The 15,852-nt window shown below is 74.5% G+C and carries 9 protein-coding genes; 2 read left to right on the forward strand and 7 right to left on the reverse strand.

Annotated elements, in window-relative coordinates; all coding sequences use genetic code 11:
• Positions 1-11: 11 nt before the first annotated feature.
• Both HCC30_RS08330 and HCC30_RS08335 read right to left on the reverse strand, forming a co-directional pair.
• Positions 12-3,392: an ATP-dependent DNA helicase gene (locus HCC30_RS08330; protein ID WP_169441678.1), complete on the reverse strand. Its 3,381-nt coding sequence runs from the start codon at positions 3,390-3,392 to the stop codon at positions 12-14.
• Positions 3,393-3,577: 185 nt separating this feature from the next.
• Complete coding sequence (locus HCC30_RS08335; RefSeq protein WP_240979438.1) at positions 3,578-3,943, reverse strand: MGMT family protein; 366 nt, start codon at positions 3,941-3,943, stop codon at positions 3,578-3,580.
• A 314-nt stretch (positions 3,944-4,257) separates the two neighbouring features.
• On the opposite strand from HCC30_RS08335, the gene HCC30_RS08340 reads away from it, so the two are divergent.
• Entirely contained in the window at positions 4,258-6,930 is a 2,673-nt protein-coding gene (locus HCC30_RS08340) for a lysylphosphatidylglycerol synthase domain-containing protein (RefSeq protein WP_346776548.1), read from the forward strand.
• 156 nt (positions 6,931-7,086) lie between these two features.
• On the forward strand, positions 7,087-8,805 hold the full coding sequence (locus HCC30_RS08345) for an alpha/beta hydrolase (RefSeq protein WP_169441680.1): 1,719 nt from the start codon (positions 7,087-7,089) through the stop codon (positions 8,803-8,805).
• Positions 8,806-8,884: 79 nt separating this feature from the next.
• Here the strand turns inward: HCC30_RS08345 and moeZ are convergent, their stop codons facing one another.
• From moeZ to HCC30_RS08370, 5 genes are all read right to left on the reverse strand, one after another.
• Positions 8,885-10,063 (reverse strand): adenylyltransferase/sulfurtransferase MoeZ, encoded by a 1,179-nt coding sequence (gene moeZ / locus HCC30_RS08350; RefSeq protein ID WP_169441681.1) that lies wholly within the window; start codon positions 10,061-10,063, stop codon positions 8,885-8,887.
• A 63-nt stretch (positions 10,064-10,126) separates the two neighbouring features.
• A complete protein-coding gene (locus tag HCC30_RS08355; protein WP_169441682.1) occupies positions 10,127-10,882 on the reverse strand; it encodes a spherulation-specific family 4 protein in 756 nt (251 codons plus the stop codon).
• Positions 10,870-11,895, reverse strand: a complete 1,026-nt coding sequence (locus HCC30_RS08360; protein WP_169441683.1) for an NAD-dependent epimerase/dehydratase family protein — start codon at positions 11,893-11,895, stop codon at positions 10,870-10,872. The genes HCC30_RS08355 and HCC30_RS08360 overlap by 13 nt, the downstream gene beginning before the upstream one ends.
• A gap of 252 nt (positions 11,896-12,147) precedes the next feature.
• Complete coding sequence (locus tag HCC30_RS08365) at positions 12,148-13,692, reverse strand: hypothetical protein (RefSeq protein ID WP_206323510.1); 1,545 nt, start codon at positions 13,690-13,692, stop codon at positions 12,148-12,150.
• Complete coding sequence (locus tag HCC30_RS08370; RefSeq protein WP_169441684.1) at positions 13,689-15,692, reverse strand: DUF3492 domain-containing protein; 2,004 nt, start codon at positions 15,690-15,692, stop codon at positions 13,689-13,691. The genes HCC30_RS08365 and HCC30_RS08370 overlap by 4 nt, the downstream gene beginning before the upstream one ends.
• Positions 15,693-15,852 lie beyond the last annotated feature (160 nt).

Genomic DNA, 15,852 nt, shown 5'->3' on the forward strand with positions numbered 1-15,852 from the left:
CGGGGTCGGGGTCACTCGACGACGTGGCGGCCTTCGGGGAGGGCGCTGCAGGCGGCGCGGAAGGTGCAGTGGGTGCAGTGCTGGCCGGGTGAGGGGGTGAAGCGTTCGTCGAGGACGCGGGTGGCGGCGTCGGCCAGCAGGTCGCCGACCCAGGCGCCGTCGTCGGGCCCGTCGGGGGGCGGGGTCTCCCCCTCTCCCGTTTCCTGCCAGGGTTCCTGTCGCTGTACGGCGGGGAGGGTTTCGCCGCCGTCGCGGCGGGGGGCGCCGAGGCGGAGGTGGACGAGTTCGGCGCCGCCGGGTTCGGGGCGGTGGCCGTCGAAGAGGCCGTCGGCGGCGCCTTCGCGGAGGGCGAGCTGGTAGACGGCGAGCTGGGGGTGGTGGGCGACGTCGGCGGCGGTGGGTTTGTTCCGTCCGGTCTTGAAGTCGACGACGTACGCGCGGCCCTGGGTGTCGGTTTCGATGCGGTCGACGCTGCCGCGGATGCGGACCTGGTGTTCGCCCGCGTCGAGGGTGACGTCGAACTCGTGCTCGCTGCCGACGGCCCGGCGGCCGTCGCGTTCCATGACGTGCCAGCGCAGGAAGCGTTCCAGGGCGGCGCGGGCGCTGTCCTTCTCCTGGCGGGATTTCCAGGGGGCGTCGAAGGCGAGGCCGTCCCAGACGGCGTCGAGGCGTTCCATGAGGACGGACAGGTCGGCGGGGGTGCTGCCGGAGGCGACTTCGTCGGCGAGGACGTGGACGACGTTGCCGAAGCCCTGGGCGGCGGTGGCGGGGGTGTCGGCCTTCACTTCGCGGGCCAGGAACCACTGGAGGGAGCAGGTGCGGGCGAGCTGGTCGAGGGCGCTGCCGGAGAGGGTGACGGGCCGGTCGCGGTCCCGGAGCGGCATTTCGGATCTGGTGGGTTCGTTCAGGCCCCACCAGCGCTGGGGGTGGGCGGCGGGGACGAGGGGGTGGCCTTCGTCGTCGCGGAGTGCGGCGAGGCGGGCGAGGCGTTGGGCGGCGGCGGTGCGCAGTGCGGGGGTGGCCGCGGGGTCGACGGTGGTGGCGCGGAGTTCGGCGACGAGTGCGGCGACGGACAGGGGGCGGGCGGGGCGGGAGCTGACGGCGCGGGGGGTGATGCCGAGTTCGGTGAGGAAGCGGGAGGGCTGGTCGCCGTCGTCGGCCTGGGCCTGGACGGCGGTGACGACGAGCCGTTCGGCGGCGCGGGTGACGGCGACGTAGAACAGCCGGCGTTCCTCGGTGAGGAGCGCGCCGGGCGGGAGGGGTTCGGCGAGGCCGTCGCGTCCGATGCGGTCGGCTTCCAGGAGGGAGCCGCGGCGCCGCAGGTCGGGCCAGAGGCCCTCTTGCACTCCGGCGACGACGACGAGCCGCCATTCGAGGCCTTTCGCGCGGTGTGCGGTCATGAGCCGGACGGCGTCGGGGCGTGGGGCGCGGGCGGTGCGGGTGTCGGCGGCGATGTCCTGTGCGTCGACTTCTTCGAGGAAGTTGAGGACGCCGCGGCCGCCGCCTCGTTCCTCGGCTCTGGCGGCGGCGGCGAAGAGGGCGAGGACGGCGTCGAGGTCGCGGTCGGCGTTGCGTCCGGCGGCGCCGCCGCGGAGGGCGGCGCGTTCGAGGCGTTGGGGCCAGCCGGTGCCGTCCCACAGGAGCCAGAGTGCTTCTTCGGCGGTGCCGCCTCCGTCGAGGAGTTCGCGGGTTTTCCGCAGCAGGGTGGCGAGTTGCTGGGCGCCGCGCGCGTAGGCGGGGTCGTGGGCGACGAGGCGTCCGGGTTCGGCGAGGGCGCGGGCGAGGAGGGTGTCGGAGGGTTCGGGGACGGGTGTTCCGGCGGCGCGCTGTTCGTCGCGGAGGGCGCGTCCGAGGCGTCTGAGGTCGGTGGCGTCCATGCCGCCGAGGGGGGAGGCGAGGAGGGTGAGGGCGGTTTCGGCGTCGGGTGGGGCGGGTGCGTCGGTGTCGTTCCCGGGGCGGGTGTCGGCGGCGGCTCCGGCCGCGTACTTGAGGGCGGTGAGGAGGGGGGCGACGGCGGGTTCGTGGCGGAGGGGGACGTCGTCGCCGTCGACGTCGACGGGGACTCCGGCGGAGGTGAGGGCGCGGCGGACGGAGGGGATGGTGCGGCCGCCGGCGCGGACGAGGACGGCCATGTCGCCCCAGGGGACGTCGTCCTCCAGGTGGGCGCGGCGGAGGGTGTCGGCGATGTTGTCGAGTTCGGCGCCGGCGGTGGGATAGGTGTACGCCTCGACGCGGCCGCCGGGGCGGGTGGCGGTGAGTTCGCGGTGGGCGCGTACGGCGTCGGCGGGGAGCCGGGTGAGGGGCATGCGGCGGGTGAGTTCGCGGCCGGCGGCGAGGAGTGCGGCGCGGGAGCGGCGGTTGGTGCGGAGCACTTCGACGGGTGCGGGTTCGCCGGTGGGGCGGGGGAAGCGGTGGGGGAAGTCGAGGATGCCGTTCACGTCGGCGCCGCGGAAGGCGTAGATGGACTGGTCGGGGTCGCCGAAGGCGACGAGGGTGCGGGCGCCGGCGCCGCGGCGTGCGGGGCCTGTGGGGTCGTGTCCGGCGAGTGCGCGGAGCAGGCGGACCTGGGAGGGGTCGGTGTCCTGGTACTCGTCGACGTACACGGCGTCGTAGCTTTCGCGCAGTCGGGCGGCGGTCGGTTCGTGTTCGGCGAGGAGGACGGCGCGGTGGACGAGTTCGGCGTAGTCGAGGACGCCTTGGGCGTCGATGACGTCGAGGTATTCGGCGAGGAAGTCGGCGGCGGCGGTCCAGTCGGGGCGTCCGCTGCGGCGGGCGAAGGTGCCGAGTTCGTCGGGGCCGAGGCCGAGTTCGCGGCTGCGGGCGAGGACGGCGCGTACTTCGTCGGCGAAGCCGCGGGTGGTGAGGCAGGCGCGGAGTTCGTCGGGCCAGGCGGTGCCGCTGCGGTTCTCGTGTGCGAGGTCGAGCTGGCCTTCGAGGAGTTCGCGGATGTAGAGGTCCTGTTCGGGGCCGGAGAGCAGGCGAAGTGGTTCGGCGGACCGGTCGCTTTCCTGGTGGGCGCGGACGAGGGCGTAGCAGTAGGCGTGGAAGGTGGTGGCCTGGGGCGGTGTGGCGACGGGGCCGGTGCCGGCGAGCCGGGTGGCCATCCGGTGTCTGAGGTCGGCGGCGGCTTTGCGGCTGAAGGTGAGGACGAGGATGCGTTCGGGGTCGGTGCCGGCGCGTACGCGTGCGGTGACGGCTTCGACGAGGGTGGTGGTCTTGCCCGTTCCGGGTCCGGCGAGGACGAGGAGGGGGCCGCCGTCGTGGTCAACCACGGCGCGCTGCCGTGCGTCCAAGGCAGGAGGATCCACCGGCTCCGGCGGGGTGCGCACCAGGCGGTACGCGCCGCCGCCCGGGGAGGGGGTGCGCACACCGGAGGGGATGGAGGAGGTCACGTGCTTCGCCTTGGGGAGGGGCTGTGCTGAACGGTGCAGACGGTACGCCAGTGGGCTCGCGGGCCGCAGGGCGATGCCGTCGTCCCCGGGCGGGGTGCGGGGAGCGGAAGCCGGTCGAGGGGGTCAGGGTGGTGGCTGTGAGGTACGGGAGCGGTGCGCCGGCGGGGCGGGCGCGGGACGTCGGGTCAGTGGGGGGCGGTGCGGCCGTCCCATCGGGCCCGGCGCATGTCGATGCGGGGTGTGTCGCGTCCGGTGCGGGTGGTGTCGCGGAGCGGGGTGCCTTCGGTGCGGTAGTGCTCCAGGGCGCGGGTTTCCTGTCCTGGCAGCGGCTTGCCGTCGGCGCGGACGACGCGCCACCAGGGCACCGCTCCCCCGTACAGCGCCATGGCGCGGCCGACTTGGCGGGGGCCGCCGTCGCCGAGCCATTCGGCGATGTCGCCGTAGGTCATGACGCGGCCCGGGGGGATGAGTTCGGCGACGTCGAGGACGCGTTCCGCGTAGTCGGGAAGCTCCGGGGGGTCTCCCGGTTCACTCGCATGCATGCGGGTCATGCTGCCGCATGCCGCCGACATCGCCGTCTGCGCGGTGTTGCGTATCTCGCGCCCCATCGATACCCCCTCGTGCCCCCTTGTGCCTCTCCGTCATGCCACCATCGTGCGGGCGGTGACGAGTGATACGAGACCAACGAGACAGTTCCGGGACGAGTGCGGGACGGCGGCCGGGCGACGAACCCTCGCGGGGGACGGGCCCGGCCGCGGACGATCCCGCGCGGCCGGCCGGACGGGGCGACAGTGACGACAGCGGCGGCAGTCCGGTGACTCCGGGTTCTGGAGGGCACCGGGACGGTTCCGGGCACGACACGGGCGTGCCCGGCTCCGAGGCGCGCCCGCGGGAGGCGGGGGCCGCGGCGGAGGCGAAGGTCTCCGGCGGTGCGACGGCCGAGGCCGAGTGGGTCGAGAGCGACGAGCCGCTGCTGTCGGCGCGGGTGCACCGCCCGTCCGATCTGATGCGGATGGTGCTGGGTCTGCTGGGCATCGGTGTGGTGCTGGTGGTGGCGAACTTCGCGCACGGCACGACGGCGGGTCTTGAGCAGGACATCGACAAGGGCACCCAGCAGGCCCCGCCGCTGCTGATCAGTCTGACGGGGCTGGCGTCGAGCATCGCGGTGCTGCTGGTCCCGGTGGCGTTCGCGATCGAGCGGCTGATCAAGCGGGACGGGCTGCGTATCGCGGACGGGGTGCTGGCGGCCGTCCTGGCGCACGGCGCGTCCCTGGCGACGGATCTGTGGGTGGCGGAGGCGGCGCCGGATTCGGTGCGGGACGCGCTGACGAAGCAGATCACCAATACGGACATCACCGCTCCCGTGCACAGCTATCTGGCGCCGGTCATCGCCTACATGACGGCTGTCGGGATGGCGCGCAGGCCGCGGTGGCGGGTGCTGCTGTGGGCGGTGCTGCTGCTGAACGCGTTCGCGGTGCTGATTCCGGGCTATTCGACGCCGTTCTCCATCGTGGTGACGGTGCTGATCGGCTGGTCGGTGGCGTACGGCACGCTGTACGCGGTGGGTGCGCCGAATGTGCGCCCGACGGGGCAGAACCTGCTGGCCGGGCTGCGGCACGTGGGTTTCCGTCCGGTGAGCGCGATGCGGGTGGAGGAGCCGGACGGGCCGGAGGCCGAGGGGCACGATCCGGGTGAGCGGGAGCGGGGCCGCCGGTACCGGGTGACGCTGGAGGACGGCCCGCCGATCGACGTGACGGTCGTCGACCGGGAGTTGCAGGCGCACGGTTTCTTCTACCGGGTGTGGCGCCGGCTGACGCTGCGCGGCATCACGCAGCGCCGGAATCTGCAGTCGTTGCGGCAGGCCCTGGAGCAGGAGGCGCTGCTGGCGTACGCGGCGATCGCGGCGGGTGCGAACGCGCCCCGGCTGATCGCGACGGCGGAGCTGGGTCCGGACGCGGTGATGCTGGTCTACGAGCACATCGACGGCCGCAGTCTGGATGCGCTGCCGGACGAGGCGGTCACGGACGAGCTGATGCGCACGGCCTGGCAGCAGGTGGCGACGTTGCAGGCGCGGCGGATCGCGCACCGCAGGCTGGTGGGCGAGGCCCTGTTGGCGGATCGTTCCGGCAACGTCTATCTGACGGATCTGCGTGGCGGTGAGATCGCGGCGGGTGACGTGGTGCTGCGGATGGACGTGGCGCAGCTGATGACGACGTTCGGGCTGCGGGTCGGCGCGGAGCGCGCGGTGGCCGCGGCGGTGGAGGTGCTCGGCCCGGACGCGGTGGCGGACAGTCTGCCGCTGCTGCAGCCGATCGCGCTGAGCCGCAGTACCCGGACGACGCTGCGCAGGCTCGCGAAGGAGCGGGCGCAGCGGGAGCGGGAGGCCGTGATCGAGGCGTCCCGCGCGAACCGGGAGGCCCACAAGGAGGCGCACAAGGACGCGCGCGGGCAGACGCACCGGGAGGACCGCAAGTCGGCCAGGGCCGGCAAGGCGGCCGAGAAGCGGGCCGTGGACGAGGCGCTGGAGGAGGCCCGGGAGGAGGATCTGCTGGCGCAGATCCGCGGGCAGGTGCTGCTGATCAGGCCGCAGGCGCCGATAGAGCCGGCCCGGCTGGAGCGGATCAAGCCGCGCACCCTGGTGTCGCTGATCGCGGGTGTGCTGGCGGCGTACTTCCTGATGACGCAGCTGAGCCAGGTCGAGTTCAGCAAGGTCATCGGGGAGGCGAACTGGGCGTGGGTCGGCGGCGCGGTGCTGTTCTCCGGGGCGACGTACGTGGCGGCGGCGATGTCGCTGCTGGGTTTCGTGCCGGAGAAGGTGCCGTTCGTGCGGACGGTGTTCGCGCAGGTGGCGGGTTCGTTCGTGAAGCTGGTGGCGCCGGCCGCGGTGGGCGGGGTGGCGCTGAACACCCGGTTCCTGCAGCGTGCGGGGGTGCGTCCGGGGCACGCGGTGGCGAGTGTGGGCGCGTCCCAGCTGTTCGGTCTGGGCAGTCACATCGTGCTGCTGATGATCTTCGGTTATCTGACGGGGACGGAGCACACGCCGACGCTGTCGCCGTCCCGCACGGTCATCGCGGGACTGCTGACGGCGGCGGTGCTGACGCTGATCGTGACGGCGATCCCGGCGCTGCGCCGGTTCGTGGTGAACCGGCTGCGCGGGCTGTTCGCGGGGGTGGTGCCGCGGATGCTGGACGTGGTGCAGCGTCCGCAGAAGCTGGCCACCGGCATCGGCGGGATGCTGCTGCTGACGCTGCTGTTCGTGATGTGTCTGGACGCGTGTGTGCGGGCGTTCGGCTACGAGGCGAGCTACGCGAGCATCGCGGTGGTCTTCCTCGCGGGCAACGCGCTCGGTTCGGCGGCGCCGACGCCGGGTGGTCTGGGCGCGGTGGACGCGGCGCTGTTCGCGGGTCTGGTCACGTTCGGGGTGCCGAAGGAGGTCGCGACGCCGGCGGTGCTGCTGTTCCGGCTGCTGACGCTGTGGCTGCCGGTGCTGCCGGGCTGGCTGTCGTTCACCCAGCTGACCCGCAAGGGCGCCCTCTGAGGCGGTGACCCGCGTGGGCGCACCCCGGGCGGGGCGGCCGGATTCCACCCGTCCGCGGCACGCAGCGCGCCCGGGGCGCGACACGCCCGGAGGATGACGTCCGTACCCGGATCGCACCGCGGGTACGGACGCAAGGCCGCTCCGGGAGGACATCCGATGCAGCGCACCGTACAGCTCCGGCCGCCCCCGCCCGCCCGTCGCCGCCGCTTCGGGCCGCGTTCCCGTCGCCGGGGCGCGGCGGCGCTGGCCTGCGCCGTCACCCTGTCCGCGCTGGCCGCCGCGGGCTGCGGCGGGGACGGGGAGGGTGACGGGGGTTCCGGGATACGCACGGCTGCGAGGACCCCGGCGGCGGAGGACGGGACGGGCGCGAGTCCGCGGGAAGCGCCGACGGGTTCGCCCTCGTCCTCGCTGCCGAACTCGCTGACGGGGCAGCGTCCGGACTGGTCGCCGTGTCCCGCGCCGGACGCGGCGCAGGGCACGAGCAGCGGGAAGCCCGCGCCGCTGCCGGACGGCACGAAGTGGGAGTGCGCGTCGCTGACCGTTCCGCTGGACTACGCGGAGCCGGACGGCAAGACGATCCGGACGGAGATGATCCGCGCGAAGAAGGCCGACAACGACCGGCCGCGGCTCGGGTCGCTCCTCTTCAATTTCGGTGGCCCGGGCAGCTCGGGCGTCGCCTCGCTGCCGTCCTTCGGGGAGGGCTACGGCAAGCTCCGCGGCCAGTACGACCTGGTCAGCTTCGATCCGCGCGGGGTCGGCCGCAGCGAGGGCGTCGAGTGCGGGGACGGTCCGGAGCTGGACGCGTACTTCGCCGCGGACTGGACGCCGGACAGCGGCAAGGAGGAGAAGGCGCTCACCGAGCGGCAGGGCGGCTTCGCCCGCGGCTGCGACGCGCGTTCCGGGGAGTTGCTGCCGCATCTGACGACGGAGAACACCGCGCGGGACATGGATCTGATGCGGCAGGTGCTGGGCGACGACAAGCTGCACTACTTCGGCTTCAGTTACGGCACGGAGCTGGGCGGGGTGTATGCGCACCTGTTCCCGCAGAAGGTGGGGCGGGCGGTGTTCGACGCGGTCGTCGACCCGACGGCGAGTGCGAAGGCGGGTTCGTCGAATCAGGCGCGGGGTTTCCAGCGGGCGCTGCGGAACTATCTGCAGGACTGTGTGGGCAAGGACGGCTGTCCGCTGGGGAAGAGCCCGCAGGAGGGCGAGAAGCGGATCGGGAAGCTGCTGGACGGTCTGGACCGGAAGCCGATTCCGGCCGGCGCCGGCCGTGAGCTGACGGAGTCGCTGGCGACGAACGGGATGGCGCAGGCCCTGTACTCGAAGGAGCTGTGGCGCTATCTGACCGAGGGGCTGCGCGACGCGATGGACAAGAAGGACGGCACGACGCTGCTGGTGCTCGCGGACGCGCTCAACGGCCGTAATCAGGACGGCAGTTACAGCACGCTCCAGTCCTCGCTGACGGCGATCAGCTGCGCGGACTCCAAGGCCCGCTACGACACCGGCGACGTCCGCGAGGCGCTGCCGGACTTCACGGCGGCCTCGCCGCTGTTCGGCCCGTCGGCGGCCTGGGGGCTGACGCAGTGCGACGGCTGGCCGGTGCGGGGAAAGGCGGAGAATCCGGATGTGAGCGCGAAGGGTTCGGACCCGATCCTGCTGGTCGGCACGACCGGCGACCCGGCCACCCCGTACGAGGGGACCCGGCGGATGAAGGAGCAGCTGGGTGAGGACGTCGCCGTGGAGGTGACGTACCGGGGCGAGGGGCACGGCGCGTACGACACCGGGAACCGCTGTGTGCGGCAGAAGGTGGACGCGTATCTGCTCAAGGGCGAGGCGCCGAAGGACGGTTCGACCTGCACCGGCGGCCGGTGAGCGGTCCCCGGGACGGTACGGGGACGGGCCCCCGCCGCGTCGCGCGCGGCGGGGGCCCGTCGTTGCCGGTGGGTGTCCGTCAGTAGACGGGCTTCTCCGGCTCGATCTGGTGGACCCAGCCGATGACGCCGCCGCCGACGTGGACCGCGTCGGCGAAGCCCGCGTTCTTCAGCACGGCGAGGACTTCCGCGGAGCGGACACCCGTCTTGCAGTGCAGGACGATCTTCTTGTCCTGCGGCATGTCCTGGAGCGCGTTGCCCATCAGGAACTCGTCCTTGGGGATCAGCTTCGCGCCGGGGATCTGCACGATCTCGAACTCGTTCGGCTCGCGGACGTCGATGACCTCGATGCCCTCGCCGTCGTCCATCCACTCCTTGAGCTGCTTCGGGGTGATGGTCGAGCCGGTGGCGGCCTGCTGGGCCTCGTCGGAGACGACGCCGCAGAACGCCTCGTAGTCGATCAGTTCGGTGACGGTGGCGTTGGGGCCGCAGACCGCGCAGTCGGGGTCCTTGCGGACCTTGACCTGGCGGTAGTTCATCTCCAGCGCGTCGTAGATCATCAGGCGGCCGACGAGCGGGTCGCCGATGCCGGCGAGCAGCTTGATGGCCTCGTTGACCTGGATCGAGCCGACGGACGCGCAGAGCACGCCGAGCACGCCGCCCTCGGCGCAGCTCGGGACCATGCCGGGCGGCGGGGGCTCCGGGTAGAGGCAGCGGTAGCAGGGGCCGTGCTCGCTCCAGAAGACGGACGCCTGTCCGTCGAAGCGGTAGATGGAGCCCCAGACGTAGGGCTTGCCGAGCAGTACGCAGGCGTCGTTGACGAGGTACCGGGTGGCGAAGTTGTCGGTGCCGTCCACGATGAGGTCGTAGTCGGCGAAGATCTCCATCACGTTCGAGGAGTCCAGCCGGCCCTCGTGGATGTTGACCTTGGTGTACGGGTTGATCCCGAGCACCGAGTCCTTCGCGGACTCGGCCTTGGGGCGGCCGATGTCCGCCTGGCTGTGGATGATCTGGCGCTGCAGGTTCGACTCGTCGACCTCGTCGAACTCGACGATGCCGAGGGTGCCGACGCCGGCGGCGGCGAGGTACATGAGCGCGGGCGATCCCAGTCCGCCCGCGCCCACACAGAGCACCTTGGCGTTCTTCAGCCGCTTCTGCCCGGTCATCCCGACGTCCGGGATGATCAGGTGGCGGGAGTACCTGCGGACCTCGTCGACGGTGAGCTCGGCAGCCGGCTCGACCAGGGGTGGCAGCGACACAGGGGGCTCCGTTGGTCGGTGGGACGTACGGTCGTTCTTTCCGTAACACTGCCACGCCCGATCTCATTCCGAGACACCAGGTCCGATGCGCGAGACGATTTCGTCCCAGTAACCGGGCAGCGCTCCCCAGGGGTTCCGGCCGCTCCGGTCCGTGCGGTCGGTGAAGTACACGGTTCCGGCCCCCTGCCAGCGGGCCACCCGCAGCGCCTCGTCGAGGTGGGTGCGCGGGACGCCGTGCACCAAGTGGCAGAAGCGGCCCGGGGGATGGTCGGCCGTCCAGGGCGCGGCCTGGGACCAGCGGTACGCCGTCCAGCCGCCGCGGAAGGTCACCAACTGGTCGGCGACGTCCGCGTATCCGGGATGCGGATGGACCCCGTGCCCGGCGACCACGTGTCCTCCGTCACACAGGGCGCGCAGGGTGGTCGCGGTGCGCCGGGTCTCGGGCAGGTGCTCCGCGCCGGCCGGGCAGTGCGCGAGGTAGAACCCGTCGACGCCGTACCAGTCCAGATAGCGGTGCGCGTCGGACACCAGCTCGCCGAAGGAGCGGTCGCCGTCCCACATGTCGAGACAGCCCAGGAGTCCGGTGCCCGAAGCGTGCAGCCTGGCCGCCGCCGCCAGGCAGTACGCGTCGGGCCGCGACCCGGGACCCGAGGAGACGTCGAGCACCGCCCAGTGCAACGGCAGCCCGGGGCGGGCGAGTTCGGCCCACTCCAGCGGCGCCAGCACGGGGTGCGCCCACCCCGGTACGCCGAGGCCGGGGCGCCCGTCCTCGGCCGCGGCGACGCTCGGGAATCCTCCCGGCGTCGTCAGATGCGGCATGCGGCCTCCATCCAGATGTCGGCCAGTGACTCCTCCAGTCCGATGCGGGGCCGCCAGCCGAGCCGGTCACGTGCCGTGCGGACGTCCGCCTGCTGCCAGCTGCCGCACCCGTCGGGCGAGGGCACCGGCGGGTTGCCCGGACCGGGCGGCCCGTGCCCGGGACCGCCGTGGTGCGCCAACGGGTGCTGCGCGGCGGGCTGCTGGGTGTGCTGCCCGGGCCCGTGGTGCGCGCCCGCGCCCGCCTGGGACGGGAGCAGCGGCGGGTCCACCTCGTGCACCGGCCCGGTGTACCCGGCGACGCGGGCCAGCACGGACGCCGCGTCCCGCAGCCGCACCGCGCGTCCGGTGCCGATGTTGACGACGCCCTGCGCGGCGGACAGCGAGGCCGCGTGCACGGCCCGCGCCACGTCCCGTACGTCCACGAAGTCGCGCTGCACGCCCAGGCCGCCCAGCTTGAGTTCGCTGTCGTTCTGCTGCATGGCGCGGCGCATCGCCTCCGCCAGCCTGCCGAGCGGCGAACCTGCGGGCGTCCCCGGGCCGACGGGCGAGAACACCCGCAGCACGACGGCGTCCAGCCCGGAGGCGAGGACGAGTTCGGTGGCGGCGAGCTTGCTCACCCCGTACGGGCCGCCGGGCCGGGGCACCGCGTCCTCGCCGGTGGACGAACCGGCGGGCGAGGGGCCGTACTCGGCGGCGCAGCCCACGTGCACCAGCCGTGCGCCGCAGGCGCTGCGGCGCAGCGACTCGCAGACGGTCGCCGTGGAGACGGTGTTGTGCCGGGTCAGGTCGCGCGCGCCGCCCCGGGTGGCCCCGGCGCAGTTGATGACGACGCCGGGGTGCACCGCGTCCAGGAAGCGGGTGAGCGCGCCGGGGCTGCCGGTGGACAGGTCGAAGCGGACGTCCGCCTCGTCGCCCCGGCCGAGCGCGGTGAGCTGGACGGCGGGGTCGGCGAGCAGGCGGTCGGCGACGAAGCGGCCGAGGTAGCCGCTGGCTCCGAGCAGCAGGACTCTCATCGCGCACCCTTCGGGTCGAGCAGTGCGCCGGAATACGGCTGGGCGGTGGTCATCTCGGGGGTGCTCCTTGTCGGTCGTGCGCCGCGTCGGCCGGGCGCCGTGCCCGGTGCCGGGCGCGGTGCGCGTCGCGAGGCGGTCGCCAGTCGGTCGTCTCGGTCGTCGGTCGGTAGGTCAGTCGGTCGTGCGCCGGGCGCGTGCGGCAACTCCCGTGCCGGGCCCGGTGGCCGGCGGCCGGTCCGGGCCTCCCGGACGTCAGGGAGCCGGGGACCCGCGGAAGGGGGCGGGTCCGCAGGGCGTACGGGCCCGGGGGCGCGCCGCCGGCCCGCCGTGCGCGCCCGCGGCCGGCCGGCCCGGGCTCCCGTGCCCGTCCGGGCCGCCGTACGCGGCGTCCGCGCGGGCGTGCGCGGGGCGGTGCGCGGAGGCGCCGGTGAGGGTGCGGAAGGCGTACGCGAGGAGCACCAGTGCCGCGCAGCCGCACACCACGAACGGCACCGTGCCGGACCCGTACCCGCTGATCCGCGCCCACAGCTCCCCGGACCCGGCGCCGCCGGAGCGGCGCACCGCCAACGCCCAGGCCAGCACCGCCGCTTCGGACAGCGAGGCCACGCCGAGCGCGACGGAGGCCACGGCGGGGAAGCCGTGCGCGGTCAGCAGCAGGGCGACGAAGAGCAGCAGGCCGAGTGCCGTGGTGTCCGCGACCGTCGCGGCCGTGGGCCCCGGCACGCCGGGCGCCTGCCCGGTCAGGGCCTGGGCCGCGAGCAGCGCCACGGTGAAGAGCGCCACCGTCGCGGCGAGCAACGGGCGTACGGCGGAGGCGAATTCGTCCAGTCCGCGGCTGGTCTCCAGGGCCCGCCGGGCGCGGCCGGCGAACCAGCGCACGCACAGCGCCGCCGGGGCGAGCGCCAGGGTGAGGCTCAGCGGGACCGGCATCCGGCCGAGCACCGCGGCCGGTGAGGCGGCGGCCAGGCCCGAGGGGTCCGCGCCGGACAGCAGCGGACCGCCGTCCGCGGCGGCGGGGCCGGCGGCGCGGCCGCCCAGGAGTTCCGCGAGCAGCCAGTCGCCGAACAGGGCGTAGGCGAGCAGCCAGTACGCGGACAGGGCCAGCAGCACGGCGGGCGCGGACGGCGCGAGGCGGCGCAGCGAGATCCGCACGGCCACGCCGACGGCGGCGGCGCCCGCCACGCCCAGCGCGATCCGGGCCGAGAGGTCCAGCCCGTCGGTGAGCGCCGTCGCCGCCGCGGTCGCGGCGCACAGGACGCCGGGCAGCAGGTGGACGCAGACTCCGCCCGCGGTACGCGCCACCCGCCCGGGCCGTTCGCCGGCCGTGCGGTGCGGTTCGTCGGGGCGCGCGTGCGCCCCCGCTCTGGGGACGCGGGCGTAGAGCTCCTCGGCGAGCGAGAACACGTCCCGGTGCCGGAAGCGCGCGGCCGTGCGGTCGGTGACGCCGTGCGCCTCCAGTCCGGCCGCGATCTCCAGCGGGTCCACGGCGCGTTCGCACAGGGCGCGGTGCCGGTGCATCAGGTCCCGCACCGGGTCGGCAGGGCCTGGCAGGGCGCTCCCGCCGACGGCCTCGGCGCTGTCCTCGGGGTCCTCGGGGTCCTCGGGGTCCGCGGCTTCCGGTTCGGGCTCGTCGCCGTCCCGTCCCTGTCCGAGGAGGGCGCAGGAGCGGGTGTCCCAGCCCTCGGCGGTGACCGGACGCCCGGCCTCCGGCGCGGCGGTCTCCTGCTCCGGTTCCCCGGCGGGCGGCGTCGCGTCCTGTGCCCGGGGTTCCGCCTGTTCTCCGTTCCGGGTGCTCATCGCGTCCCCTCCTCCCGCTTCCCCCCGCCCGGCGCGGTGGGACGGCCGGCCCCGGCGGGCGGGAGCGCGGGGGCGTGCGGGCGCGTCCCGGGCGGCCACTGCGCGAGCCGCCCGCCGGGCCTGCGCCCGCCCGCCGCGGCGGCCACCGCGCCCCGGGTCGTACGGGCCCAGCCGCCCGGCACGTGGGACTCGGCGGGGCGCGCGAACGGCAGCGGATCACCGTCCTCGGAGAGCGTCGGCCCCTCGTCGGTCCGTACCGGACAGTGCGACATCAGCTCAAGATAGATGCCACGAAATGCCGCGATGTTCTGTTCCACGGTGAAGAGTTCGAGCGCCCTCGCGCGCGCCGCCGCGCCCAGCCGCGCACGCCGTTCCGGGTCGCGCAGCAGCGTCACGCAGGAGTCGGCGAGCGCCCTGGGGTTGCGGGAGGGGACGACGAGTCCGGTGCCGCCGATCACCTCGCAGACGGCGCCGACGTCCGTCGAGACCGTCGCGCGCCCGCAGAACATCGCCTCCACCAGCGGCACCGGGAATCCCTCGACGGCGCTCGGCAGGACGACGACGTCCCCGCCGCCGTACGCGTCGGCGAGCGTCGGGGCGCCCGGGCTGCCCACCTCCTCGAAGGAGACGGGGCTCTCGCCCGCGGTGCGCGCGTCGGCCGCCTCGTCCGGGAAGAGCTGCGCGGCCAGGGCCCAGCAGCGGGCCCCGTAGTCGGCGCCCTCGCGCCCCCTGGGCCGCCGGGTGGCGATGACGCGCAGCCGGGCGCGGGGCACCGACGTGCGGATGCGGGCGAAGGCGTGCAGCAGCCCGATGAGGTCCTTCGACGGTTCGACGCGGCCCACCCAGACGACGGTCGGCGCGGCCCGCCGCCCCCGGTGCGCGGGCGGCCCCGCCCCCGATCCGGTACGGGTGGCGGGCCGTGCTCCCGTGCGTCCGGGCCGCGGCCGGGCCGCCTCCGGGTGCTCCCCCACCTCGCCGACCTCGGCGAAGGGCCTGGCGTCCATCCCCGGGTACACGGTGCGCAGTTGCTCCCGCCGGGCGCCGCAGCGCTGCTGCCAGCGGCGCGCGTGCGTGTTGCCCGGCGTGATGACGTGCGCCTGCGCGTACGCCTCGCGCGCGAGCAGCCGCTGGAAGGACGCGAGCAGGGCGCGTACGGGGGCGCCCGCGACGGCCGGGGCGCTGCCGAGGTAGTGCTCGCGCAGGCGTACGCCGTACTCGGTGAGCAGCATCGGCGTCCCGAAGAACCGCTTGGCCAGCAGCCCGGGCAGGGCCGCCGGGCCGGCGCCGACCGCGTGGCACAGGTCGGCGCCCGCGGTCCCCTGCCCGGAGCGGCAGTTGGCGTCGTGGCTGGGGCCGTGGCCGTGCGCCTGCCCCGCCCCGGCGGGGCGCGGCCCGTACCAGTCGAGGGAGAGCGGGCGCAGCGCCCGCTCCAGCCGGTCGGCGACGGCGAGGAAGTCGGCGACGCGTGCGGCCTGGGCGGCGCGGAGCGCGCCGGGGGCGCGGCAGGCCGACTCCAGGATGCGCAGGGCCTGTTCGGAGCGGAGGGCGAGGGCGAGGCCGCCGTGGTCGCGTGCCAGTTCGGCGAGCCCGTACAGACCTGCGGTGAAACGGTCCGCCACGGGGCTGTCACCGAGGTCGGCGGCGTCGGAGGTCCAGCCCAGTTCGTCCGGCACCGCGGTGCACACGGCCTCGGCCAGCTGCCCGAAGTGCCGCTCGAAGCGCTGCCGTTCACGCCTCCCGTACGCGGAGACGTACCCGGCTCCCGGGCCGGCGGGGTCGCCCTGGGTTCCGGGGGCCGGGCCCCAGAGCGGGGCGGTGCACACGCGCCGGACGTTGGGCGGCAGCAGGCACCATCCGGCGTGCTCCTGGCGCTCGCTCCGGCTCAGCGCGTAGACCTCGAACTCGTGCCCCTGCAGCCCGCGCAGCAGGCGGTCGCACCAGAGCACGGACTCACCCCGCGCAAAGGGATAACCACCCTCCGTAAGCAGTGCGATGCGCACGGCAGCACCCCCGGATCGCTTTTCCGTATGGGCCACCGGCCGTCCGCTCGGGGGCGGCGCGGTGGCGTGACGCGGAAGACGGTATGCGCGCGCCCCCCGGGCCCGCTGGACGGTTGTCCATCGCGCCACCGGAAGGGGTGAACGAACGTGACTTTCCCGG

Source organism: Streptomyces sp. HNM0574, assembly GCF_012726235.1.
Taxonomy (GTDB): Bacteria; Actinomycetota; Actinomycetes; order Streptomycetales; family Streptomycetaceae; genus Streptomyces.

Bases quoted from the DNA above. Each gene is read 5' to 3' on its own strand.
- HCC30_RS08335 (WP_240979438.1), bottom strand. From the start codon at position 3,943: ATGACCCGCATGCATGCGAGTGAACCGGGAGACCCCCCGGAGCTTCCC.
- HCC30_RS08345 (WP_169441680.1), top strand. From the start codon at position 7,087: ATGCAGCGCACCGTACAGCTCCGGCCGCCCCCGCCCGCCCGTCGCCGC.
- HCC30_RS08355 (WP_169441682.1), bottom strand. From the start codon at position 10,882: ATGCCGCATCTGACGACGCCGGGAGGATTCCCGAGCGTCGCCGCGGCC.
- HCC30_RS08360 (WP_169441683.1), bottom strand. From the start codon at position 11,895: ATGAGAGTCCTGCTGCTCGGAGCCAGCGGCTACCTCGGCCGCTTCGTC.
- HCC30_RS08365 (WP_206323510.1), bottom strand. From the start codon at position 13,692: ATGAGCACCCGGAACGGAGAACAGGCGGAACCCCGGGCACAGGACGCG.